Annotated in this window: 25 protein-coding genes; 14 read left to right on the forward strand and 11 right to left on the reverse strand. The window is 36.2% G+C overall.

The window, feature by feature from the left end:
* Positions 1-20: 20 nt before the first annotated feature.
* Genes N0B16_RS03650 through N0B16_RS03660 form a run of 3 tightly spaced genes read right to left on the reverse strand, consistent with a single transcriptional unit; the run spans position 21 to position 3,009 of the window.
* A complete protein-coding gene (locus tag N0B16_RS03650) occupies positions 21-857 on the reverse strand; it encodes a phytoene/squalene synthase family protein (protein ID WP_262989368.1) in 837 nt (278 codons plus the stop codon).
* 11 nt (positions 858-868) lie between these two features.
* On the reverse strand, positions 869-2,332 hold the full coding sequence (crtID, locus tag N0B16_RS03655; RefSeq protein ID WP_262989369.1) for a bifunctional phytoene desaturase/3,4-desaturase: 1,464 nt from the start codon (positions 2,330-2,332) through the stop codon (positions 869-871).
* Positions 2,329-3,009, reverse strand: coding sequence for a MarR family winged helix-turn-helix transcriptional regulator (locus N0B16_RS03660; protein WP_262989370.1), 681 nt, complete (start codon positions 3,007-3,009; stop codon positions 2,329-2,331). Before N0B16_RS03660 ends, crtID begins: the two co-directional genes overlap by 4 nt.
* 390 nt (positions 3,010-3,399) lie before the next feature.
* Between N0B16_RS03660 and N0B16_RS03665 the strand changes: the two genes are divergently transcribed.
* The 6 genes from N0B16_RS03665 (at position 3,400) to N0B16_RS03690 (ending at position 8,914) form a co-directional block, all read left to right on the forward strand.
* Positions 3,400-4,023, forward strand: coding sequence for a TetR/AcrR family transcriptional regulator (locus tag N0B16_RS03665; protein ID WP_262989371.1), 624 nt, complete (start codon positions 3,400-3,402; stop codon positions 4,021-4,023).
* Between the two features lie 82 nt (positions 4,024-4,105).
* Positions 4,106-5,191: a DNA polymerase III subunit gamma/tau gene (gene dnaX / locus N0B16_RS03670; RefSeq protein WP_262989372.1), complete on the forward strand. Its 1,086-nt coding sequence runs from the start codon at positions 4,106-4,108 to the stop codon at positions 5,189-5,191.
* Positions 5,192-5,337: 146 nt separating this feature from the next.
* A complete protein-coding gene (locus N0B16_RS03675) occupies positions 5,338-5,811 on the forward strand; it encodes a DUF8439 domain-containing protein (RefSeq protein WP_262989373.1) in 474 nt (157 codons plus the stop codon).
* Positions 5,812-6,127: 316 nt separating this feature from the next.
* The gene (locus N0B16_RS03680) at positions 6,128-7,207 is read left to right on the forward strand and encodes a chorismate mutase (RefSeq protein ID WP_262989374.1); all 1,080 of its coding nucleotides are present in this window, start codon (positions 6,128-6,130) and stop codon (positions 7,205-7,207) included.
* 65 nt (positions 7,208-7,272) lie between these two features.
* On the forward strand, positions 7,273-8,199 hold the full coding sequence (gene rsgA / locus N0B16_RS03685) for a ribosome small subunit-dependent GTPase A (protein WP_262989375.1): 927 nt from the start codon (positions 7,273-7,275) through the stop codon (positions 8,197-8,199).
* Between the two features lie 298 nt (positions 8,200-8,497).
* On the forward strand, positions 8,498-8,914 hold the full coding sequence (locus N0B16_RS03690; protein WP_262989376.1) for a nucleoside-diphosphate kinase: 417 nt from the start codon (positions 8,498-8,500) through the stop codon (positions 8,912-8,914).
* A gap of 317 nt (positions 8,915-9,231) precedes the next feature.
* Here the strand turns inward: N0B16_RS03690 and rpe are convergent, their stop codons facing one another.
* A complete protein-coding gene (rpe, locus tag N0B16_RS03695) occupies positions 9,232-9,882 on the reverse strand; it encodes a ribulose-phosphate 3-epimerase (RefSeq protein ID WP_262989377.1) in 651 nt (216 codons plus the stop codon).
* Positions 9,883-9,973: 91 nt separating this feature from the next.
* Positions 9,974-11,050 (reverse strand): M42 family metallopeptidase, encoded by a 1,077-nt coding sequence (locus N0B16_RS03700; protein WP_262989378.1) that lies wholly within the window; start codon positions 11,048-11,050, stop codon positions 9,974-9,976.
* Positions 11,051-11,102: 52 nt separating this feature from the next.
* Here N0B16_RS03700 and N0B16_RS03705 point away from each other — a divergent pair, with 52 nt between their 5' ends.
* Positions 11,103-11,810 (forward strand): DUF4294 domain-containing protein, encoded by a 708-nt coding sequence (locus tag N0B16_RS03705; RefSeq protein WP_262989379.1) that lies wholly within the window; start codon positions 11,103-11,105, stop codon positions 11,808-11,810.
* 20 nt (positions 11,811-11,830) lie between these two features.
* Here N0B16_RS03705 and N0B16_RS03710 read toward each other — a convergent pair whose 3' ends face one another.
* Together N0B16_RS03710 and mnmC2 are read right to left on the reverse strand one after the other, a co-directional pair.
* Positions 11,831-12,247, reverse strand: coding sequence for an NUDIX domain-containing protein (locus N0B16_RS03710; protein WP_262989380.1), 417 nt, complete (start codon positions 12,245-12,247; stop codon positions 11,831-11,833).
* Positions 12,248-12,312: 65 nt separating this feature from the next.
* Positions 12,313-12,987 carry a tRNA (5-methylaminomethyl-2-thiouridine)(34)-methyltransferase MnmC2 gene (gene mnmC2 / locus N0B16_RS03715; protein ID WP_262989976.1) on the reverse strand — a complete coding sequence of 225 codons (675 nt, stop codon included), beginning with the start codon at positions 12,985-12,987 and terminating at the stop codon, positions 12,313-12,315.
* Between the two features lie 84 nt (positions 12,988-13,071).
* Between mnmC2 and N0B16_RS03720 the strand changes: the two genes are divergently transcribed.
* The 4 genes from N0B16_RS03720 (at position 13,072) to N0B16_RS03735 (ending at position 16,509) form a co-directional block, all read left to right on the forward strand.
* Positions 13,072-14,145, forward strand: coding sequence for a branched-chain amino acid aminotransferase (locus tag N0B16_RS03720; protein WP_262989381.1), 1,074 nt, complete (start codon positions 13,072-13,074; stop codon positions 14,143-14,145).
* A 91-nt stretch (positions 14,146-14,236) separates the two neighbouring features.
* Positions 14,237-14,749: an FKBP-type peptidyl-prolyl cis-trans isomerase gene (locus tag N0B16_RS03725; RefSeq protein WP_262989382.1), complete on the forward strand. Its 513-nt coding sequence runs from the start codon at positions 14,237-14,239 to the stop codon at positions 14,747-14,749.
* A 79-nt stretch (positions 14,750-14,828) separates the two neighbouring features.
* Positions 14,829-15,869, forward strand: coding sequence for a peptidylprolyl isomerase (locus N0B16_RS03730; RefSeq protein WP_262989383.1), 1,041 nt, complete (start codon positions 14,829-14,831; stop codon positions 15,867-15,869).
* A 64-nt stretch (positions 15,870-15,933) separates the two neighbouring features.
* On the forward strand, positions 15,934-16,509 hold the full coding sequence (locus N0B16_RS03735) for a hypothetical protein (protein ID WP_262989384.1): 576 nt from the start codon (positions 15,934-15,936) through the stop codon (positions 16,507-16,509).
* 29 nt (positions 16,510-16,538) lie between these two features.
* Here the strand turns inward: N0B16_RS03735 and N0B16_RS03740 are convergent, their stop codons facing one another.
* Both N0B16_RS03740 and N0B16_RS03745 read right to left on the reverse strand, forming a co-directional pair.
* Positions 16,539-18,341: an ABC transporter ATP-binding protein gene (locus tag N0B16_RS03740; protein ID WP_262989385.1), complete on the reverse strand. Its 1,803-nt coding sequence runs from the start codon at positions 18,339-18,341 to the stop codon at positions 16,539-16,541.
* A gap of 227 nt (positions 18,342-18,568) precedes the next feature.
* On the reverse strand, positions 18,569-18,949 hold the full coding sequence (locus tag N0B16_RS03745; RefSeq protein ID WP_262989386.1) for a helix-turn-helix domain-containing protein: 381 nt from the start codon (positions 18,947-18,949) through the stop codon (positions 18,569-18,571).
* A gap of 140 nt (positions 18,950-19,089) precedes the next feature.
* Here N0B16_RS03745 and N0B16_RS03750 point away from each other — a divergent pair, with 140 nt between their 5' ends.
* The 3 genes from N0B16_RS03750 to N0B16_RS03760 are packed head-to-tail and all read left to right on the forward strand — an operon-like array spanning position 19,090 to position 21,609.
* Positions 19,090-20,574 (forward strand): hypothetical protein, encoded by a 1,485-nt coding sequence (locus tag N0B16_RS03750; protein WP_262989387.1) that lies wholly within the window; start codon positions 19,090-19,092, stop codon positions 20,572-20,574.
* A gap of 2 nt (positions 20,575-20,576) precedes the next feature.
* Positions 20,577-21,140 (forward strand): DUF6705 family protein, encoded by a 564-nt coding sequence (locus N0B16_RS03755; protein WP_262989388.1) that lies wholly within the window; start codon positions 20,577-20,579, stop codon positions 21,138-21,140.
* A 1-nt stretch (position 21,141) separates the two neighbouring features.
* Positions 21,142-21,609, forward strand: coding sequence for a hypothetical protein (locus N0B16_RS03760; RefSeq protein ID WP_262989389.1), 468 nt, complete (start codon positions 21,142-21,144; stop codon positions 21,607-21,609).
* A gap of 130 nt (positions 21,610-21,739) precedes the next feature.
* On the opposite strand, the gene N0B16_RS03765 is transcribed toward N0B16_RS03760, so the two are convergent.
* Positions 21,740-23,098 (reverse strand): M28 family peptidase, encoded by a 1,359-nt coding sequence (locus N0B16_RS03765; protein ID WP_262989390.1) that lies wholly within the window; start codon positions 23,096-23,098, stop codon positions 21,740-21,742.
* A gap of 1 nt (position 23,099) precedes the next feature.
* Entirely contained in the window at positions 23,100-24,497 is a 1,398-nt protein-coding gene (locus N0B16_RS03770; RefSeq protein ID WP_262989391.1) for a M28 family peptidase, read from the reverse strand.
* Positions 24,498-24,537 lie beyond the last annotated feature (40 nt).

Raw genomic sequence — 24,537 nt, forward strand, 5'->3', positions numbered from 1 at the left:
TACTTTTTAAATAATTTAATCTATAAATAAGATATTTTATATTGCAGATAACTGCTCATCATAAGGGAGAATTTTCTTCCGTTTGAAATCCTGATTCTCTGGTTGATTATTTTTTTGGCAGGAGTTCTTTTTATTTTTCTAAATAATGAGATATAATACCGATATGCCAAATATACTCCGAATCTCGCTGAATTTGGCAGTTTTTTAATACCTTCCAAAGCTTCTTTAAATTCATCCTGAATGTCTTTTTCAATATGTGCTTTTACGGAATTATCAAAGTAAGAAATGTCAACATTCGGAAAATAAGTACGTCCCAGAATCTGATAATCATCTTTCATATCTCTCAAAAAATTAACCTTCTGAAATGCTGAGCCCAGCTTCATCGCAGATGGTCTCAGAATTTTATACTGTTCTTTATTGCCGTCTACAAAAATCTGAAGACACATCAATCCCACTACTTCTGCAGAGCCGAGGATATATTCTTTATAAAGCTCAGAATCATAATCAATATCGTGAAGGTCCATTTCCATACTGTTGAGAAACTGATAAATCAGCTGAAAATCAATCTGGTATTGATGAATAGTCTCCTGAAATGCCTGTAATATAGGATTTAGTGATATTTTTTCTTCTAAAGCCTGATTGGTCTGTTCACGAAACCGGGAAAGCAGGGTAGCACGGTCATACCCATGAAAGCTATCTACGATTTCATCTGCGAGACGTACATATCCGTAAATGGCATAGATCGAATTTCTTATTTTAGGCGAAAGTGCGAGAATTCCTAACGAAAAACTGGTGCTGTACTGCTTTGTAGTCTGCTTACTGATTTTATACGAAAGGTCGTCAAATGATTTTTTCATATTCGTTTTATTTATTTGGTAGCTTCGTGGGCCGCTATTTTTCCTGAAATAATTGAAGGAGGAACTCCTGGTCCCGGAACAGTCAGTTGCCCGGTGTAAAAGAGATTATTAATTTTTTTATTTTTTAATGAAGGCTTTAAAACAGCAGTTTGGGCAAGCGTATTCGCCAATCCGTACGCGTTTCCTTCATATGCATTATAATCTTCTTTGAAATCTTTAATACAGTAGCTTTTTTTATAGTCTAATGTAGATAAAAGATCAGAAGTTTGGGTATGTTTTTCAAGTCTTTTAATCATTTGATCAAAATACAGTTCTCTCATTTCTTCGGTATCTTCAAGCCCGGTCGCTACCGGCATCAGGAGAAAAACATTTTCACATCCTTCCGGAGCAACGTTTTTATCGGTTTTCGAAGGACAGCAGACATAAAACAGCGGTTTTGTAGGCCATTTTTTATCATCATAGATTTCTGCGGTATGGAGGTCAAGATCGTTTTCGAAAAAAAGCGTATGATGTTTCAGATTAGGAATCTTTTCTTTAAATCCTAAATAATAAATAAGACAAGACGGCGCAAAAGTTCTTTTTTTCCAGTAATCTTCACTGTAATTGCGGTACTTTTCAGGAATCAGGGTGCTTTCAGTATGATGATAGTCAGATGAAGCGATCACTGTGTCAAATGAAATTTCTTTTCCGTTTACTGAAAGCGCGGTCGCTTTTTTATCAGTTATTTTTATGGAATCTATAGTTGAATTAAGATAAATTTTCACGCCTTCATTTTTTGCAACTTCTGCCATCGCATCGATTACTTTTGAAAATCCGCCCATCGGATACCAAGTTCCCAGCTTGTATCCTCCATAATTCATGAGACTGTATAAAGCAGGAATATCTTTAGGCGCCGCACCCAGGAAAATTACAGGAAATTCCATCAGCATAATCAGTTTTGGATCTGAAAAATATTTTCTTACAAAACTATGAAAGTTAGATAACAGATCCAGTTTCAATGCGCTTTTGGCAATTTTCGGAGAAACAAATTCAAGCCACGAGTGACAGGGTTTATTTACGAAATCTTTCATCCCGACTTCATATTTATACTGTGCATCTTCCATAAATTCATCCAGCTTCTTTCCGGCCCCCTTTTCAGTTTGTTCAAAAAGCAGTTTCATTTCGTTGTAATCGTGAGGTATTCCCATAACTCCGTCCGAAAAAACCATCTCAAACTGAGGATCTAAAGGGACAAGTGTAAAAAAGTCTGACGTTTTCTTTCCAAAATCTGCAAAAAAAGATTCAATAATATCGGGCATCCAATACCAGCTAGGGCCCATGTCAAAAACATATCCTTTTTCTGTGGTAAATTTTCTCGCTCTTCCTCCCAAACTGTCATTCTTCTCAAAAAGATGTACCTCATGATTTTTTTTCGCCGCATATGCCGCCGCCGATAGTCCTGAAAAACCTGATCCTATGATTGCTATTTTTTTCATGATCGTTTTTTATCAAATAAAAACTCCTGATGAACAGTGTCGATGAGGTCTTTCGGCTTTATGTTCTTAGTATATATTGGATTGTGAAACTTTTCCAGCTTATTAAGAATTCTTATCAGATCCATTTTTTCTGTATAGGTAAGATTGCCGGCTACGATTTGTGTTGCCTGACGAATTTTTGTCATTTGATTCTCCAGAGTGTCGATGCCTTTTGGAGTGATGGAAATTAATTTTACTCTTTTATCTTCTGAAGAATCTACCTGCTGTATCCAGCCTTGTTTTAAAAGCCGGTTGATAATAAGAATCCCTACAGGTTTTTCATGAATGTTTTTTTTGATCAGATCCATTTTAGACATTGCTCCATGAGATCTGAGGGTAATGAGATAGATAAAATCTTCCTGTGTAGAAAATTCAGAATCTGCAATGGCAGATTTTGAATATAACTTTGCATATCGGTTCAGCTGTACCAGTAAAGTATTAATAGCACTTTCAGCAGATCTGCCTTTTTCTTTTCCTTCCCATTCTGCAATGATTTCCGTCTGATCTTTTTTGCGCAGCTCTTCATCGAAAATCCACATTTTAAATCCTTCTACCGTTGAAGGATAAAATGAATTGGTATTTTTCAGATCAAATTCTTCCAAGAGATCGATGAAATTTTTAATAAAGCTAAAATTCATAAGTTAAATTGGTATACAAATATACTATTTTTGTTGAATGTTTGATCATATACAAACTTTAGTCCAAAATATCTTATGTACAATATTTTATAAAAACTAATTTTTATCCCATCAGAAATAATTTTTTCATTGTCCGTAAATCCAAATGCTCAGAAACCTCGTAGGTGTAATAAATAATATCTCAGAACCGGGATTTTTCTCATTTATTGAGAAATTTTTATTTTTGTTTTGAAAAAGCGTAGAATCTTAATGCTCAAAAGCGCATATTATGATCGTGATTTTATGAGTTATCGATTTGGATATTAGAATTAGTATAATATTACGTTAAATGAAGCGATATATTTTAAGATATTAATAAAAAATTGCATATTGCAAAATAAAATAATAAAGATGCCTAGAAAAGTAGTACAAGGACCTATTCGGGACAAAGAAAAAACTAAGCAAAAGCTGCTGAATGCGGTAGGTAAAATTATTAAAACAAAGGGATATTCGGGATTGATGGTCAGCAAAATTGCTGCAGTGGCAGGATTTGATAAAAAATTAATTTACGAATATTTTGGCAGCACAGATAAATTGATTGATGAATATATAAGATCTCAGGATTATTGGAGCCAATATAACCATGATCCGGAGATGGATATGTCAGACGGAGGGAAACAGATGTCAAAATCAGCACTTCTGAACCAGTTTGAAAGCCTGAGAAAAAATAAAGAATTGCAGAAAATCATTGTCTGGGAACTTTCAGAGAGCAGGCCGATTCTAAAGAAACTGGTCGATCAGAGGGAAGAAGTAGGAGAACTTTTGTTTAAAAATATTACAGATCCCCATTTTGGCGAGAGATCAGAAGAATACAGGGCAATTACCGCGTTATTGGTAGCGGGAATTTATCATTTAAACTTATATACGGGTCATAACGGCACCACTTTTTGTGGGCTGAATCTTAAAACCGACGAAGGCCGAAAAAAAATCGAAGAAGCCATTGAAGGAATTATTGATTATGCATATCAAAAATAATTCTTTAAATAATCTGCGATTTTATCAGATAAATTAAAAGTTTAAATTTTTAAATTTAAACTATATTCCTTACTTTTGAGCAATGGAAAATTTCATCGTATCTGCAAGAAAATATCGCCCCCAACAGTTTGATACCGTTGTAGGGCAATCTCATATAACAGATACTTTAGAACATGCAATTGGAGAAAATCAGTTGGCGCAGGCTCTGCTTTTCTGCGGACCTCGTGGAGTAGGTAAAACTACCTGTGCAAGAATTCTGGCGAGAAAGATCAATGAAAAAGACGGTTCCGTATCAGAAGATGGTTTTGCTTACAATATTTATGAGCTGGATGCAGCTTCCAACAATTCGGTAGATGATATCCGTGAGCTGATTGACCAGGTGCGCTTTGCTCCGCAAGTCGGTAAATATAAAGTGTACATCATTGATGAGGTTCATATGTTGTCTTCAGCAGCCTTTAACGCTTTTCTTAAAACCTTAGAAGAACCGCCTGCTCACGCAATTTTTATTCTTGCAACCACAGAGAAACACAAGATAATTCCTACCATCTTATCACGCTGTCAGATTTATGATTTTAAAAGAATAACCATTCTGGATATTCAGGATCATTTAAAGACAATTGCCGAGAAAGAAAATATACAATATGAAGATGACGCATTATACCTGATTGCTCAGAAAGCTGATGGAGCATTGCGAGACGCATTGTCTATTTTTGACAGGCTCTCTACCTTTTCTCAGAAGAATATAACACTTGCAAAAGCGGCAGAAGTTCTTAATATTTTAGATTACGATCATTATCTTGCTATCGTAGATTCAGCAAAAGAGAATAACATCCCTGCAGTTTTATCCGGTTTCAATGATATCGTGAAAAAGGGGTTTGACTCACACATATTTATTGCCGGTCTCGGAAATCATTTCAGAGATTTGATGATGGCCCAGAATCCGTCAACGATCGATTTGATTGAGGTAGGGGAGCAAACGAAAGCAAAATTTATAGATCAGGCAAAAAAATGGAACGCGCAACAGCTGATTGATGCCATTGAGATCTGTAATCATGCAGATATCAATTATAAAAACTCTAAGAATCCGCGTCTTACCGTAGAAATTGCTCTAATGCAACTCTCATCACTTTCTGCTTCCGCAGATGCTGCTAAAAAAAAAAGTTTATAATATTAGCACCTTTTCTTCATGAAAAGCAGGAAGTAAAAATTCCTGAAAAAGCTGCTGTACCAAAATCTGAACCCACTGCTGTTGAAAATCCCCAAACAATTGAGAAAATACAGCAGGAAGCCGAAGTTATCAAAGCTTCCAAGCCTTTGTCAGGAAAGAAAATTTCTTCAGGCTTCAGCATCAGTTCTTTTTTAAATAAAGAAGATAAAGAAGATGAGCAGGAAACTGCGGTGGTCAGTCAGCAACATCTTCCCGAACACCATTTTACGGAGACAGATCTTCAGACCGAATGGAATATATTATTAAAACAGCTGCAGGCCAAAGATCCATTTGTATTTAATGCGATTAAGACTTTCAGATTAATTAAGATTGATGAAAAAAATATCCAGGTTCTGTATCCTTCAGATTCTGCTAAAGTAGAGTTTGATAAAATAAGTACAGCATTTTTCAATCATTTTAAACATAAAGTTAATAATCATACAATCGGGATTTCTTATAAAAAAGATCATGAAAATCTCAAAATTGAGGTGATGACCAAAAAGAAAATTTTTGAAAAATTTATTGAAATCAATCCTTTATTAAAAGATCTTGATGATTTGATGAAGTTTGACCTGACATAATTTTATATATTTGTCGAATTAAGTTTAAGAAAGCCCTAAAAATACCATCATACGTGCGAAAATTATTCATACCATATTGGTCTTTTACACCTGCCGAAAATCTCAGCAGAGATATGGCTTTTCTATGGACTTATAAGAAGAATCACTACATATATGATCAGTTATTCCGGAACTGCTAAAATTCTTCTCCAAAAAAATAAAGATTAATAAACCATCTTTAATTTCTTATCCCTACATACTACTAATTTTTAAAGAATTATCATGAGAATATAATATCATTCTGATTCTATGATAACAATATAAACACAAGATTATAATGAACCTAAAAGATATAAAAAACGACTGGATAAAAGAGTTTTCACAGCCTATGATGATTGCAGGACCATGCAGTGCAGAAAGTGAAGCGCAGATGTTGGAAACGGCAAGGCGAATCAGAGAAACCCATGCGAATGTTCCTATATTCCGTGCCGGTATCTGGAAACCGCGTACCAAACCAAACGGATTTGAAGGAGTAGGAGTAATCGGGCTCAACTGGCTGAAAAAAGTGAAAGAAGAATACGGATTCAAAACCGCCACTGAAGTTGCAAATGCACATCATGTGGATGCCGCATTGGAAGCAGATGTCGATATTCTTTGGATTGGAGCGAGATCAACGGTAAATCCTTTTACCGTTCAGGAAATCGCTGAAGCTCTAAAAGGCACTTCAAAAACAGTATTGGTTAAAAATCCTGTAAATCCTGATCTCGCATTGTGGATCGGTGCGCTGGAAAGGCTTCTTGGGCAGAATATTAATAATCTGGGCGTAATTCACCGCGGATTCTCAACCTATCAGAAAACAAAATACCGAAACAACCCAAACTGGCAAATCGCATTAGACTTTAAAAGTGAATTTCCGGATATTCCGATGCTTATTGATCCTTCACATATCTGTGGGAACAGAACAGGTTTAGCGGCTATCACACAGGAAGCTTTAAATGTGGGGTATCAAGGAGCGATAATAGAAACACACAGCAATCCTGATGAAGCTTGGAGCGATGCGGCACAGCAGATTACTCCCGAAGTTCTGGCGGAATTAATTTTAAATTTAAAGGTCAGAAATTCCGGATTGGCAGGATTTGAAGGTGAAATGGGAAGACACCGGACTTTAATTTCTGATATTGATTTTCAGCTGATTGAATTGCTCTCGCAAAGAATGAAAATTTCTGAAAAAATAGGAACACTTAAAAAGGAAAATGATATCGCGATCTTTCAGCCGGAAAGATGGAGAACGATTACGGAATATGCAGTGCAAAAAGCCACCGAAACCGGAATGTCACGTGATTTTATTGAGAAAATATTCAAGGCTATCCATGAAGAATCTATTGATGTGCAAAATGGGATTATGATTAACAGATAAAAGCCGGAATTAAAATACTCGGATAAATTTTCTTACCCCGAAATTCTTATCTTTGCGCTCTACGTATGAAAGGAAAAGTAATTAAATCTACAGGTAGCTGGTATCAGGTTTTGGAATTGGAAACGGAAAGGATTTTCGAAGCCAGAATCCGGGGTAAGTTTAAACTGATCAAAACAAGACTCACCAATCCGCTTGCCGTAGGTGATTTTGTGGAATTTCAGCTGGAACAGGACGATATTGCGTGGATTACCAAAATAGAGCCACGAAAAAATTACCTGATCCGAAAGTCAGTCAATTTATCCAAAGAAGCCCATATTATTGCATCCAATATTGATCTGGCTTGTTTTATTTTTACTTTAAAACATCCTGAAACATCTTTTGGCTTTCTTGACCGTTTTCTGGCGTGTTGTGAAGCATACAATATCAAACCGCTGATTCTTTTCAATAAAATGGATGTATTGAATGATGAAGAAATAGAAATCGTAAAAGATATCCAGTTTTTATATCAGCAAATTGGTTATGATAGTTTAGAAATCTCATCGTATTCTAAACTCAATCTGGAAGATCTTCAGCATCTTCTTATCAATCAGACGTCTGTATTTTTCGGACATTCGGGATGCGGAAAATCTACATTAGTCAACGCATTACAGCCTGATCTTAATCTTCGTACTTCAGAAATTTCTGACACTCATCTTAAAGGAAAACATACCACTACTTTTGCACAGATGCATTTCTGGCATTTCGGGGGCAATGTGATCGATACACCCGGTGTACGTGAATTTGCCATGATTGATATTCAAAAAGAAGAAGTGCAGCATTATTTTCCTGAAATATTTAAAAAAAGGGAAGAATGTAAATTTCACAACTGTATGCATATCAATGAGCCCAAATGTGCCGTTCTTGAATCTTTGGAAACCGGCGAAATTCAATATTCAAGATATTCTACCTACATAAAGCTAATGGAAGAGGCGGAGGAAAATTTCCAAAACTAAAAGTAAGCTTTACGCTTTTATTTACAGGTATATGTCGATGACGGGAAACGCCTTATACAATCATTGGTTTAGAATATAGTTTTGTATTTCCATATAAAACAAAACCCAGCCGGAGCTGGGTAAAAACTAATAACCATGAAAACTCAAATTAAACATGAGAATCGTTAATATTAATAACAAACGATGTGCCAAAGGAAGATGTATAAATCGTTAATAAAAGTTATTTTTTTGTTAAAAAAAATTAAAAACGGAATCATCATTTTTTTTTGTAATTTTGCGCCATTAAAAATTAAAAAATATGTCTAACATTACGTTCACAATGATAAAGCCAGATGCAGTTGCTGACGGACATATCGGTGCAATTTTGGGGAAAATTTCTGAAGGAGGTTTCAAAATCAAAGCTTTAAAACTTACTCAGCTTACTGTTGCTGATGCTAAAAAATTTTATGAAGTACACGCTGAAAGACCATTTTATGGAGAATTGGTGGAATTCATGAGTTCAGGACCAATCGTGGCTGCAGTTTTAGAAAAAGATAATGCGGTGGAAAACTTCAGAACATTAATCGGATCTACAAATCCTGCTGAAGCAGCGGAAGGTACAATCAGAAAAATGTTTGCAAGAAGCATCGGTGAAAATGCAGTGCATGGTTCAGATTCTGATGAAAATGCTTTAATTGAAGCACAGTTCCACTTTTCAGGAAGAGAGATTTTTTAAATTAAAAATCCATAGTATATAAAAGCTCCGGTATATTCCGGAGCTTTTCGTTTTTTATCATCTAACTTTTGCCAGTCAGCTTGTTAATCGATTATTGCTTATCATTAATGAGTATTATAGAATCATAATTCAATATTTTTAACATTAATTAAAAATAATTTAAAATTCCGTATTTTTACGGATGGTTTTTTCATTAAATAGTGACATCTTTACAGCGTTAAATGGAAGCTACCGATTTTCAATTAATAAAGGAACTAATAACCATGTATGTTAAAACATTTTATATGTGAAAGGCAACTGATTCAGTTGCCTTTTTTTTATACTTTTAAAAGTTCAATCATCTTTTCGGGACTTTCTGCAGAGAATACTGCATTTCCTGCCACCAAAACATCTGCTCCCGCTTCAAAAAGTTTAGCAGCATTGTCTAGATTTACTCCACCGTCAATTTCAATAAGTGCTGTAGAATTGTTACTGATGATTAAATCTTTTGTTTCAGCGATTTTCTTATAAGTGTTTTCAATAAATTTCTGACCTCCGAATCCGGGGTTTACGCTCATTAACAATACCAGATCGACATCCGCAATAATATCTTCAAGCATTAACACAGGAGTGGCGGGATTCAATACAATTCCTGCTTTTGCCCCTTTACTTTGGATCAGATTTATAGTTCTGTGTAGATGTGTACAGGTTTCGTAATGTACAGAAACCAAATCTGCACCGTACTCTATGAATTCTTCAACATACTTTTCAGGTTCTACAATCATTAAGTGTACATCTACAAACTTTTTTGCATGTTGCTGAATCGTTTTCATCACCGGAAAACCAAAAGAAATATTGGGTACGAATCTTCCATCCATTACATCTACATGCAGCCAGTCTGCCTGTGAAGTATTCAGCATTTCAATATCTCTTTGCAGGTTCCCGAAGTCTGCAGATAAAAGGGAAGGAGCGATGAGCTTAGTTTTCATTTTTACTTTACTTAAATATTAGAAGTCAGAAATTAGATATTAGAATTCAGCCATTAATTTTAAACCAAAATCTAACATCTAACATCCTAAATTAATGATATTTCAATTTCATTTCCGGGGTGATCTTCAGTAGCGTTTCATAGATCAACCGGATTACATTTTTTACATCTTCCTTGGAAACCATTTCTACTGTGGTATGCATATAACGTAATGGCAGAGAAACTAAAGCACTCGGAACTCCACCGTTAGAATGGGCAAAGGCATCGGTATCTGTTCCTGTTGCTCTGCTTGCGGCAGCTCTCTGGAAAGGTATTTCGTTACTTTTCGCAGCATCCATTATAAGTTCTCTGATGGTGTGGTGAACGCTTGGTGCGAAGAAAACTACAGGTCCGTTTCCGCATTTCTGGTCTCCTTCTTTTTTCTTCTCAATCATAGGTGTGGAAGTGTCATGCGTAACGTCTGTTACGATGGCGATATTTGGTTTTATGGTATCCGCAATCATATCTGCACCATACAAACCTACTTCCTCCTGTACAGAATTGGTAATATAAAGACCGAACGGAAGTGTTTTTTTATTTTCTTTGAGAAGTCTTGCCACTTCTGCAATCATAAATCCGCCGATGCGGTTGTCTAATGCTCTGCACACAAAATAGCGGTCATTCATTTGAAAAAATTCATCAGGATAAGTGATCATGCATCCTACAAAAATTCCTAAGTCTTCTACCTCCTGTTTGGTAATAGCACCACAGTCTATAAATATATTGTCAATTTTCGGAGTCGGCTCGTCCTGATTGGCTCCTCTTGTATGAATTGCAGGCCATCCGAAAACTCCTTTTACAATCCCTTTTTCTCCATGTATATGCACGATTTTAGAAGGTGCGATCGTCTGATCTGAACCCCCGTTACGGATTACGTAGATCAATCCGTCATCCGTAATATAATTTACATACCATGAAATTTCATCGGCGTGAGCTTCAATAACCACTTTAAACTCCGCTTCAGGATTGATAATTCCATAGCAGGTTCCGTAATGATCCACTTCTACTTTATCTACAAACGGAGTAATATAATCCATCCATATTTTTTGGCCTTTATGCTCGTAACCGGTGGGCGATGAAGTATTTAAATATGTTTCTAAAAATTTCAAAGAATTCTTCTCAAATTTCATATAAAGGGAATGATTTTTGTTAGTAAGTTTTGTTGTAATAGGTGTAAAAATAATGAAATTTCATAAAATTATCTTTCTTTTTCTGTTCTTTTTTAGTGCTTGTTTTTTTGGTCAGCAAAATGATTCTGTCATTGCAAAACCTTTAAGCCAATATCCGCAGGATGCTCTGAAAACAGATGAGTTTGGGAATAAATTTTATTATGATGAGCGTCAGAAAGCGAAGATCTATGAAATCAATGGCGAAACAGTCGTCGTAATGGATGAGCTTGTTTTACTGAACAAACCCCGCTTTAATAATCAGCTGGATAAAAATTATTACTTTTTTCTCAATAAAAAATTATACAGGGTATATCCTTTATTTTTAACGGCTCTGCAGCAGTACCGGGATATTGAGAAAGAAATGACAAATCTTGATACCAGTGCAAAAAGAAGATATGTAAAAGACCGTCAGAATATGCTTGCTGATCAATATGAAAAACAGCTGCGGGATTTAACGACTACAGAAGGTCAGGTTTTTGCCAAATTAATGAATCGTGCTACAGGTAAAAACGTATATGAAATCATTAAAGAATTAAGAGGAGGATGGAGCGCTTTCTGGTGGAATGTAAAAGGGAAAATGGCAGATATTGATCTCAAAGATCAGTATAACCCTCACAAAAATAGAACCGATGAGTTTTTAGAATCTCTGCTTCAGTCTAACTGGAATTCCGGCTATCTGCAGCCTTATCCCGGAGCAAAAGATTTTAAAGTTTCAAAATAATAAAAATTCCTGTAGATAATTTACAGGAATTTTCGTTTTAACCTGTCAAATACAATCCTGTCAACAGGTAAGGTAAAAGGGTTGATTTCTGTATCAATCGGAAGCCATTCTGTTCTTTCAATACAGGGATCAAGAATCAGGAAATCTTCTTCATTTATAATTTTTACCATATAATATATAGTAAGCAGCTGCTCATTTTCCCGGAAACGGGAAACCAGAAAATCTTCCTGGGTATAAAGATGTTCTGTAATTTCAATTTTTACATTGAGCTCTTCATCAAACTCGCGGTGAAGGCAATCCTTCAAACCTTCCCCAAATTCTAAGCCGCCACCGGGAAACTTAAGTAAAGGCTGTCCCGCATACTCTTCATATAAGGTTAAAACTTTTTGATCTTTCACAGCACATGCATATACTCTTACGTTGATCTTATTTATCATATTATATATTTGGTATTGCTAATTTAAAAAATATTAGCCACTAATAAGGTCAATGAAGGTAAGCGTTATAATTTTATGGCATTAATCATTTCCCTCTTTCCGGGAGGCCCTTGTTTTTTTTCAACTTTAAAATTGAGCTCCTGTAAAATTCTCCTCACACTGCCTTTTGAAGAATATGTTGTTAACAGTCCGTTTACAGACATTTTATCATAAACCATCTCAAACAAAGGTTTTTCCCAAAGATCAGGCTGTACTCTTGCGCCGAAGCAATCGTAATATACAAGGTTGATGGCAGGTAAATCAAGATTTTTCAAGTCAAAAAAATCACATTGTATTTTATGAAGATTAAATCCTTCAACTATTTCAATAGATTTTTCCCATTCGGAAGTATGAATTTTCTGATATATTTCTGTGAATTTTTTGTCATCAAATAATCCCGAATAGTCTAAATTTTCGATTTCAGATTCATTAATTGGATATTTTTCCAAGGTAAAATAATTGATGATATGATTTTTGTCAGTTTTTAAATATTCATTAATTGTTACCAAAACATTTAAACCTGTTCCAAAACCGAGTTCTAAAATGTTAATTTCGTAATTATTAATTAAATTTAATCCATTTTTAATAAAGACATGTTCGGCTTCCTGTAATGCACCATGGTGTGAATGATAATTTTCGTTTAAATCATTGATATATAGCGTTTTACTACCATCATTTGTAGTCCTGATCTCTCTTTTCAAAGTATTTTTTTTCAAATTTAACGTAAAATTTTTATATTTGGAAAATTATGTTAAATTTGTAGAACATCATAAAAATTTTAAGAAATGATAATTCAAAAAACAGAAAACTCTAGAATTGCTTCTTTTGACCCGCATAATTTTTCTTTCGGAAATACATTTGTAGATCATATGATTATATGTGAATATGAAGACGGAAAATGGGGAGAAGTAAAGTTGGTTCCTTATGGTCCGCTACAGTTTACACCAGCGATGATGGGTATAAACTACGGACAGGCTTGTTTTGAAGGTATGAAAGCCTATAAAGACAAGGACGGACAGGTTTTCCTTTTCAGGCCTGAAAAGAATTTTGAACGTATCAATAAATCTGCAAAGCGTCTTGCAATGCCGGAAGTAACCGAAGAAATGTTCTTGGATGGCTTAAAAGCGTTGGTAGATATCGACAGAGCATGGATTCCTCAAGGAGATGGCATGTCATTATATATAAGACCGTTGATTTTTGCTACAGAAGAAGTCCTGAAAGCAAGGGTTTCTGAAAAATATATGTTTGCTATTGTAGCAACTCCGGCGAGAAGTTATTATACCGAGCCTGTTTCTGTGAAAATATCTGATCACTATTCCAGAGCGGCAAGCGGTGGAGTAGGTTCTGCTAAAGCAGCCGGAAACTATGCAGCGTCTTTCTATCCTACCCAATTGGCAATGGAAGAAGGATATGAGCAGATTATCTGGACAGATGATGCCACTCACGAATATTTTGAAGAAAGCGGAACCATGAATGTTTTTGTAAGAATAAACGATACAATCTATACACCGCCAACTTCTGAAAAAATCCTAGATGGAGTAACAAGAGACAGCTTTATTAAGCTTGCCCAGAAAAGAGGGATCGAGGTAAAAGTAGAGCCGGTTGCAGTAAAAGCAGTCGTAGAAGCTCAGAAAAACGGAACCCTGAAAGAAGTTTGGGGAGTAGGAACCGCAGTGGTGACTACCGTATTTCAGGCTTTAGGATACAAAGGTGAAAAATTACAGCTTCCTGTACTTTCTAATGAAGAAAGTTTCGCAGCAACACTTAAAAATGATTTGGTAAGCCTTCAGAATAACCTTTCAGAAGATACTTTCGGGTGGAGAGTATTGGTCGAGAAAGACGTTTTGGAAACTGCTTAGTTTTCAAGTCAATAAATTATAGAGAGCCGGGATTTTCCTGGCTCTTTTTATTTTTTATATCCGATGAAATCCGTATTTTCGCAAAAGTTTTATGAAAAAAATACTTTTTTTATCAGTTTTGGCCATGTTGGGGTGCAACAGGAAAGCTCCGGAAGTACATCCGCCGGTAGGAGGTGTTCTGAGCCAGAATGATCTTGATATTTCAAAAAACCGGATGAAAAATCTAAATACGCTGGAAAGACAGCAGATTCAGGACTGGATCACCGGACAAAATATTAAATTTTATCCTACACAGCTGAATTACTGGACGAATGCAGAAGGGTTTGACCAAAGACCACGCAGACAGAATGAGTCTTTAATTTCTTACAGTTACGAGCTGTATGATTTTGACCAGACAAAAATTTATGATCAGCCTGTTGCAAGAAACAATGCAAGGTTCGGGCATTTTGATGAGCTGAAAGCTGTAGAAAATGCGTTGCGGTATATGAAAGACGGTGAAGAAGTCACTTTGCTTGTACCTTCATCACTCGCATACGGAACCTACGGGGATGAAAATAAAATAGATAATGATATTCCTTTAATTATAAAATTAAAAGTTCTATAAAATGAAATTGTTTAACAAAAATATAATTCTTGCGGCGGCAAGTGCTTCGCTGCTAAGTTGTACACCAATTTATAAAAAAATGAACGTAGACAAAGAAACTTACGAAGGGCTTAAAGACGGACTTTATGCTAATCTGCAAACCACAAAAGGAAACCTTATTGTAAAGTTTGAAGACAAAAAATCACCGGTAACTGTGGCTAACTTTGTTGGTCTTGCAGAAGGTAAAATTGATAACAAGGCAAAGGCAAAAGGAGTTCCTTTCTATGACGGGACCATCTTTCACAGAGTGATTAAAGATTTCATGATTCAGGGGGGCGATCCTCAGGGAACAGGAATGGGAGATCCCGGATATAAGTTTGAGGACGAGAAAAACGACCTTAAACATACAGGAAAAGGAATTTTATCAATGGCAAATTCAGGGCCTAACTCTAACGGTTCTCAGTTTTTCATTACAGAAGTTGCTACGCCTTGGTTAGACGGAAAACATACTATTTTTGGAGAAGTGATAAAAGGTAATGATGTGATTGATGCAATATCAAATGTTGAAAAAGGTGCTCAAGATAAACCTAAAACAGATATTGTTCTTGAGAAAGTTTCGGTTTTCAGCAAAGGAGATGAGTACAAAAATTATGATGCTGCAAAAACTTTTACAGAGGGAAAAGCAAAAATCGCTGAAAATAATAAGGCATATTTAGCGAAAGAAGAGGCAGACCGAAAGAAGAAAGAAGAAGATTTTAAGGCAAATCAGGAAAAGCTGGTAGAAAACCTTAAGGCCGGAATGCAAAAAACAGAATCTGGACTGTACTATAAAATTACCAAAACAGCAGCTGACGGAAAAACTCCTAAAGCAGGCGATAATGTTTCTGTACATTATGCAGGAAGATTGGTAGACGGTTCTGAATTTGATTCTTCATTTAAAAGAAATGAGCCCATTGAAATTCCTATCGGAATGGGAAGAGTAATTAAAGGTTGGGACGAAGGAATTTTATTATTGAAAGAGGGTGAAACCGCTACGTTATTAATTCCGCCGGCAATGGGTTACGGAGCAAACGGTGCAGGTGGGGTAATCCCTCCAAATGCATGGTTGGTATTTGATGTTGAGCTTGTAAAGATCAAGTAATTAAATTTTGCATATATTTGAAAGCCGCCTCGTAAGAGGCGGCTTTTTATAACTTATATCCATTATGAAAATAAAACTCCTCGTATTTGCATCGCTGTTTCTCTGTCTTTTTGCACACAGCCAGACCAAAGTCAATACAGACGAAGTGGCAATTAAAAAAACGCTGACGTATTTTGTAAACAGTATCAAATCTAAAAAGATAGATCAGGCGGTCAATTGTATCTACCCTAAATTTTTCACTGTTGTGCCAAAAGACCAGATGATTCAAATTCTGACTATGACCTACAACAATCCATTTATGAAGATTGAGATTCAGGATCTACAATTCGGATCTGTTGAAAAACCGGAATTTATCAATGGTGAATATTTTTCGATCATTACTTATTATACGAAGCTGAAATGTGATGTCAGTTCTCTGGATGACAATATGAAAAAGAAAATAGAAGGAGCCATCACAAAAAAGTACGGAAAGTCTAGGGTTCAGTATTCAAAAAATGAAGATACTTACCTAGTTAATGCCAATATGACTGCCTGTGCAGTTTCTAAAGACAGGAAAACCTGGAAGCTTGTGATTCTTGAAAAAGAGTCTAAATCTAAACTTATGAAAGTTCTGCCTAAAAAAATTCTTGATAAAATATAAAAAGCCTTCTCAGAAGGCTTTTAGTTCAATTAAATCTGTGCTTTTACCACTTTTCTTTCCCCGATCTGTTGACGCCACATCGCGTAATACAATCCTTTCAGCATTAATAGATTGTCGTGTGAGCCCGTTTCTATAACGTTTCCTTTTTCCAACACATAAATTCGGTCTGCATGCATGATGGTGCTTAATCGGTGGGCGATCAATACGGTAATCTGTTCTTTTTCTTCAGAAATCTCTTTAATCGTAGAGGTGATTTCTTCTTCCGTGATACTGTCTAACGCAGAAGTTGCTTCATCAAAAATCAGTAAATGAGGTTTTCTGAGCAAAGCTCTTGCGATCGCAATTCTTTGTTTTTCACCACCGCTCAGCTTTAATCCGCCTTCGCCAATTACCGTGTCGATTCCTTTTTCAGCTCTTTCGATCAGAGCCGTACTGCTCGATTTTTTTAAAGCTAATTGTAAATCCTCTTCTGTCGCATTTGGATTCACAAAGAGAAGGTTTTCTTTAATGGTACCCGCAAAAAGCTGCGTATCCTGGGTCACAAAACCGATCTGGTTTCTGAGTTCATCAAAATCAAATTCATTTCCGTTGATGCTGTTATAAAAAATAGATCCTTCTTTCGGGCGGTACAGTCCTACCAATAGTTTTACCAAAGTACTTTTCCCTGATCCGCTCGGACCAACGAATGCAATGGTTTCCCCATTTTTTACTTCAAATGAAATATCATTCAGCGCTTTATAAGACGCACTCTGATGTTTGAAAGAAACACTTTGAAACGCCAGTTTTTCAATCGCTCCGATCTGTTTCGGAGTAGTTGGTTTTTGTTCTATCGGTTTTTTCATTAAGCTGTCAAAATTGTGCAGTGATGCTTCAGCTTCACGGTATGAGATAATGATATTCCCAATTTCCTGCATAGGCCCGAAAATGAAAAACCCGTAAAACATGAGTGACAAGTACTGTCCCGGTGTCACAATATTTCTAAAAATTAAAAACAGCAAAGTAAGGGTAATCAGCTGCTGCAGAAAATTCACCAATGTCCCCTGAATAAAGCTTAAAGAACGGATGCTTTTTACCTTTTTAAGTTCTAATCCTAAAATTTTATAGGTATTGTTATTCAGCCGTTTCACTTCCTGTTTGGTCAATCCCAGGCTTTTTACGATTTCTATGTTCCGTAAGCTTTCGGTGGTGCTTCCTGCTAAACCGGTGGTTTCTGTAACAATGGTTTTCTGGATATTTTTAATTCTTTTGCTCAGCAGATTGGTTACAAACGCAATCAGGAAAATCCCCACCACATACACCGGCATAATAGACCAATGCAAACGGATCGCATATACAGAAACGAAAATGATGCTCACCAGAATCCCGAAAAATATATTGATGAAATTGGTGATGAATTTCACCGAGTCTTCCCGCACTTTGGTTAAGATAGAAAGCGTTTCCCCGCTTCTCTGGTCTTCAAATTCCTGATAGGGAAGTGCCATAGAATGCTGCAGTCCGTCGGTAAAAATATGGGCACCAAATTTCTGGGTAATCACATTCACGACATAATCCTGAAATGCTTTGGCAATTCTGCTGACCATTGCGGTTCCGATTAATAGGGCCAAAAAATAAAATACGCCGTGATACACATCGGTTCCGTATAGATATTGGTCTAAATTTCTAGGTACTGATTTTTCTTTATCAAAAAAATTGGGATGTGTCACCAGCTGATCCAGAATATTCCCTGTAATGGCAGGACTGAATAGAGAAAATACCTGATTGATGGTGGCTAAAACCAATGATAAAATAAGCAGCCATTTATGAGGTTTTAAATAATAAAATAATGTTTTCATTCTTAATGATAATTGCGTGCAAAATTACTGATATAAATCGGATGTGGTACTATAATTTTATAAAACAAAAACTACCTGAAAGAGGTAGTTTTAGTAAAATGATTTTTCTTATAATATTATATTTTGTCTCCTTTTTATTCCCGCACAGCTCTGAACTGTTTTTTACCGTCGTAAATTCCGACAGGGCGAACCAGAACAGAGGGAGGCCATCCGAAGTCCCGATGAATTTATCCCTTCTTTAATAAGCTTTCGATCAGCTTATTCTGAGACTCAATAAGCTTGGTAATCTGATCCTGATTTTTCAGGATGCTTTCAATCAGTTCAGGAGATTGGATATTAAATATAGGATTGTATTGATTAACTGCGGCTACTGCATGATCACTGAATTCATTATTAGTCATAATATTATTAGATGAATCCATCAATAAATCATTAATATCTACTTCAAGTTCTTTTGCAATTTTGTTCAGCAATAAAGAATTCGGGATGTTTTTATCAGATTCGATATTAGAAATCGTCGTCTGTGTCGTATCAAGACGTACCGCCAGATCTTCCTGTGACCATCTTTTTGCTTCCCTGTATTGCCTTACTTTAGAACCTATACTCATGTGATAAGAATTTTTATCAAAAATATAAAAATTCTTATGATGTCGATGCAAAATAAATGGTAGTTTTGAAAAATCATCATCAACCCATGATGATTGAAGAAAAATTGATATCTTTAACCCTCAAACACAAACACATTTGTATGAAGAAAAATTTATTTTCCAGGCTCTGCCTGATCGTAGCAGTGATGCTGTCGCTTTTTTCCTGCAGGAACGACCTTCTTCCTGAAAATAACAATTTGCAAAATCCCAATGCTTCCAGATTCAGGATGGTTAAACTGAAAGACATCCCGAATATTGAACAATTCATCCACCAGCAATCCGGAAGAGCAGATCTTCAGGTTCCTCTGAGTGAAGTTTCCCTTACCGGGAAAGATCTTACCATTGGGATTATAGAAACTTCCACTATTGTAGAAACAGTTAACGGGAATGAAGGATATTACGTCTTCAAAGTAGAGAACCTGAATTCCGGTGATGCGGTGTACAATCTGGAAGTAAAGCAAGTGGACGGAATCCCGGTAACAGCGGAAATTATTGAGTATGACCCGCAAGATGGAACCACCGTAGACTTTCAGCATTTTACGGGAAGCATCAGTTCATACGGTTTAGACGGAAAAGCAATTTCTACAGTAAATTATAATGACGGCTTGGCAAACTGTTCTCCTGCAACGGGAGTTCCGGGTGGAAACAATACTTCGGAAGGAGGTGGAATTAATCCCATTGATCTTCCCCCACCGAATGGAGGATGGTATAACTGGGGAGAAGGCGGAAGTAACAATAATACCGTTCCTTTCAGTAATGTTCCCGGAGACTGTACTGACATTATCCTGGACAGCCACGGCAATACACAAGGTTGGTATGACCACTGTAACAATAACTATTATCCCAATCCTAATGTTCATAAAACAACGACAACAGGAGAAATCCCTAACTTGTCACCGGATTGTAGCGGAGAAGGGGCGGGAGTTATAATCGCTTCTACACATGATCCGTGCGAAAAAATAAAAGAAAACTTTGCAACAGCAAAGTTTAAAGAAAAAGTAACAGCTATAGATAAACCTGAAGTTTTTGCTTATGATCATGAGATGGGTTATGCCGCAGGTTATCCCCCTGCCGGAGTTACAGGAACACAATATCCACCTATGGAAAATACGCTCGGTACTCATAATGTGAGACTTCCTGATGGAAATCAGTATTTTGGATTTATACATTCTCATACTAATAGAGAGGGGGCAACTAAAATATTTTCTCCCGCCGACTTGGCAACTTTTTTAACCAGTTGTGTATCCAACGCTGATCAAAGTGGAAATATTGGAGATGCTTATGCTATGGTAATTACTTCTGAAGGAAATTATATTTTGAAATATACAGGATATTCAACTAATTTTGGATATACTTCAACTACTTTGGATAATTGGATGGAATGGTATTTAACACAGTTAAAAAAAATTCAAAATGATGATAATACTTTTAATCAATCTAAACTGGAAAAAGTATTTATTCGATTTTTAAAAGAAAAAGTCCAAATTAATGGAATACAATTATACAAAGTTGATAAAGTTACAGGAAAAGCAAACGAACTAAGCTTAGATGCTAATAATAATGTAGTACCAATACCATGCAATTAAAAATGATGAAAAAATTTATTATACTTATAACACTTCACTCAATATTTTTGAGTTGTGCACAAATTTATCCTCTTAATACTTATACAGATGTACCTGATAATGCTTATATTAAAGATATAAACAATGAATTAGTTCCATACGAAGGCACGTGGAGTGGAGTATGGGATAATAAGACAATTTATATTTCTTTTAAAAGAATTAAAAAATATCAGAATTATGATCCAAACAATCCTTATTATGAAGATCTACTTGTTGGAAAATTTAAAGTATTAAATTCAGCAGGACTTATCTTGTATGATAACACTATTTTACCAGATGATAATACTAAAATAAAAGGATTACGATTTATTACACAACCTACTGTAAGATATAAATTATATTATTTTGACTCTGACATATGTGGAATAACGGGTGATATTTACATAAACTTTGTTAATACGAATTTCACTCAACTAAATTGGAAGTTTGTGGATACAACAGATATAATTGATTCTTCGTGTCAATATTATGATACCAATCCCTTTCCACAGCCATTACCCACAAATATTGTACTAACAAAACAGTAATATGAAAAATATCTTTGTAATAATAACATTATTACTCATAAACTTATTTTTATCACAAAAATTAGATCGTATTGAACTTAAAAGCTCTGATGCAATTATTATTGGGAGCGAAATTAATATAAAACTTGAACCTTTAAAAAATAATAAAAAAGGCAAAGTGAGGGTAACCTTTCAGGACAAAAATAATTATTTCATCCGAAGAATTTCTGCGGAAGACTATAACAAAATATCCCAAAATATTTTAAATATAAAAGAACCTATTTATATTTTAGGTAAAGATTCAATAAGAACAACCTGTATTGATGGGCAATTTACTACCATTACAACTTTTCAGAATAACTTTAAAAAAGAATATCATCTTGAATGTATTTCAGAGAAAGATAAAAATGATGAAGCAAAAAAAGATTTTTGGAATGCTGCTAAATTACTATTGGAAAGTGCAAAAATGAAAATTGAAAACTTATATTGATTTTACTTGAATTATAATGTCAATCATTTTCTCAGTCATTGCTTGAAGATATTGGTATTAATCCAACAATAAAAACAAAAGCCTTTTCATAAACTACAATAAACCTCCAATTCGGAGGTTTTTATATTGATTACCAATTTTTATCAACCATATAAATCATCTGCGTCATCACGGTTGCGCCCAGCAATAATTCGCGGCGGTTGACCTTTTCAAACCTATCTTCTTCCGTATGATGAATGTCGAAATACCTTTGCGAGTCGGGAACAAGTTCTGCAGCCGGAACACCCATGTCACGTAGCGGGTAAACATCCGTCCCGGAATACCTGCCTTCAAAATCATAGGCGCCATACGGTAAAAACAAAGGTGCCCAAGTTTTAATCTGTGCGATTTTAGCTTTATCCATTTCCAGAGCAACACCTCTCGGTGAAAATCCTCCCGCATCAGATTCTAAGGCAAACAGGTGTTTTTCTCCATTTTCTTTGGTGGTTTTGCCGTATTGTTGTCCGCCTTTTACACCATTCTCTTCGTTGGCAAAACAAACTACACGAATAGTATGATTGTTTTGAATACCTAAATTTTTAAATGTCCGCAAAACTTCAATGCTCTGAACAATACCGGTTCCGTCATCATGGGCACCTTCACCGACGTCCCACGAATCTAAATGTCCGCCAACAACAATAACACTTTGGTCTTTCTTCCCTGTAATTTCGCCAATCACAGAATGGGAAAGCTTTTCACCTTTCATCCCGCAATGGGAATTCAGTTTAGCCGTGACTTTTTGAGATTGTAAAAGATTTTGAAGTTCATCAGCAGTGGTATTTCCTATGGCAACCGCCGGAATTTTTGCGGCATCATCCTTGTAACGCATCGCTCCTGTATGCGGAGTATCATCCAATGCTGAAGACAGAGATCTCACGATGGCAAATTTACCGCCTTTCTTTGCGGTTAAAGAAGCAGCAGTCGACCGGTATGCAGAAGCCTCACCGTATGCTTTAAAAGTTTGAACATACGACTGACTGAAAGGGTAGTTGAAAAAAACAATTTTATCTTTTACCTGATCCGGAGTAAGTGTATCGTATTCTGCGAAAGATCTTACCATAATAATCTCTCCGGACAGATCTTTTCCGCCTGTACCTTCAGAGTTTCCCAAAGAAAGCATTTTCAGGGTTTTCCATTTTCCGGCGGCAGTTTTGATCTGTAAAGATTCTTTTCCCCGTTCCCAAACCGGAATCATTACTTCCTGAAGCCAGACTTTATCTGCGCCCGCTTCACTGAGCTTCTTCGCAGCCCACTGTACAGATTTTTCATACGCCTGTGAACCGCTTAAGCGATGGCCGATATTTTTGGTAAGTTCACGTAAATCAGTGTATGCTTTTCCTTTATTTAAAATCTCTGTTGAGATTTTGCTGAACTGTACAGAGTCTTCTTTAGTCTGCCCAAAAACGGTAAGACCACACAATATAATTCCTGCGCTTAAAATTTTCTTCATATTACCAGTTTTTATCGATCATGAAAATAAGCTGTGTCATTGTAGTGGCACCCAGAAGCAATTCTCTTTTATTGACTTTATCAAAAGTGTCTTTTTCGGAGTGGTGATAATCAAAATATCTTTGGGTATCAACCACCATCTCTGCCAACGGAATATCTAATCTTTTAAGGGGGGAAATATCCTGAATCGCATAAGTTTGGTCAAAATCATAAATGCCGTACGGAAGGAAATATTCTTTCCAGGGGAAAATCAATCTGCGTCTCTGAGGCGACATATCTAATGAAAAACCACGTGGTGAATATCCTCCGGAATCGCTTCCCAGTGCGAAAATATGTTTTTCTTCTTTCTTTTTGACATAAGCGGCATACGTTTCCCTTCCTTGTCCGCCATTTTCACTATTGGCATATAAAACCACCCGTATCGTATGATTGTTACTATAGCTCAACGCTTTAAATGTTCTTAAAACTTCCATACACTGCACAACCCCGGAACCATCATCATGAGCGCCTTCTGCAAAATCCCAGGAATCAAGCTGTGCACCGAGAACGATGATCTTATTATCTTTTTTTCCGGGAATTTCCCCAATTACATTATAATTAATGGTTTCCCCTTTAGATTCGGCCGTCATATTGATTTTTGCCTTTACGGTCTGGGTTTTCAATAATTTTTCCAGTTCGTTGGCCGACTGTACACCGATGGTGAGCGCAGGAATTTTAACCTTGTCATCCGGTTCATAATATACCTGTTTAGCATGAGGAACATCGTCGGTTGCTGTGGTGAGTGATCTAATAATCAAGCCTTTTGCCCCTTTTTTACCGATTACCGATGCCGAAAGAAGTTTTGATTTGGCGGCAATTAAATAAGAATCTACCGTGCTTACGATCGTAGGATCAATGGGATAATTAACGAAAATGATTTTATCTTTTACCTGCGTTGTAGTAAGGTTTACCAGTTCCTGAACATCATTTACCAGTAAAATATCTGCGGTAAGATCTTTACCTCCCGTTCCTTCAGAATTTCCAAATGAAAGCATACGGATATTTTTCCAGTCGCCGTTTCCGGCTTTGATCTGTAAAGATTCTTTTCCCCTGATCCAGACCGGAACCCGGACTTCCTGCTTCCAGATGTTTTCTGCCCCTGCTTCTTTAAGGTTTTTTTCTGCCCATTCCGTGGCTTTGGTATAGCCCGGTGTTGCGCTGAAACGCGGGCCAATTCCTTTGGTCAGTTCACCCAGATTATCGTAAGCGGTGCCGTGCAAAAAAACCTCATCCGAAATCTTTTTGAACTCATCGTAATAGTTAAACTTCGGAACCGGTTTCGGTTTTTTGACTAGCTTTTTTTGAGAAAATAAAAATCCACTCAAAAAGAGTGGAAGTATGATGAGTAAGATTTTTTTCATTTTTACTGACCTTTTTCTTTTCGGTGCATAAAAATAAAGA

Source organism: Chryseobacterium gilvum (assembly GCF_025628965.1).
GTDB classification, from domain to species: domain Bacteria; phylum Bacteroidota; class Bacteroidia; order Flavobacteriales; family Weeksellaceae; genus Chryseobacterium; species Chryseobacterium gilvum.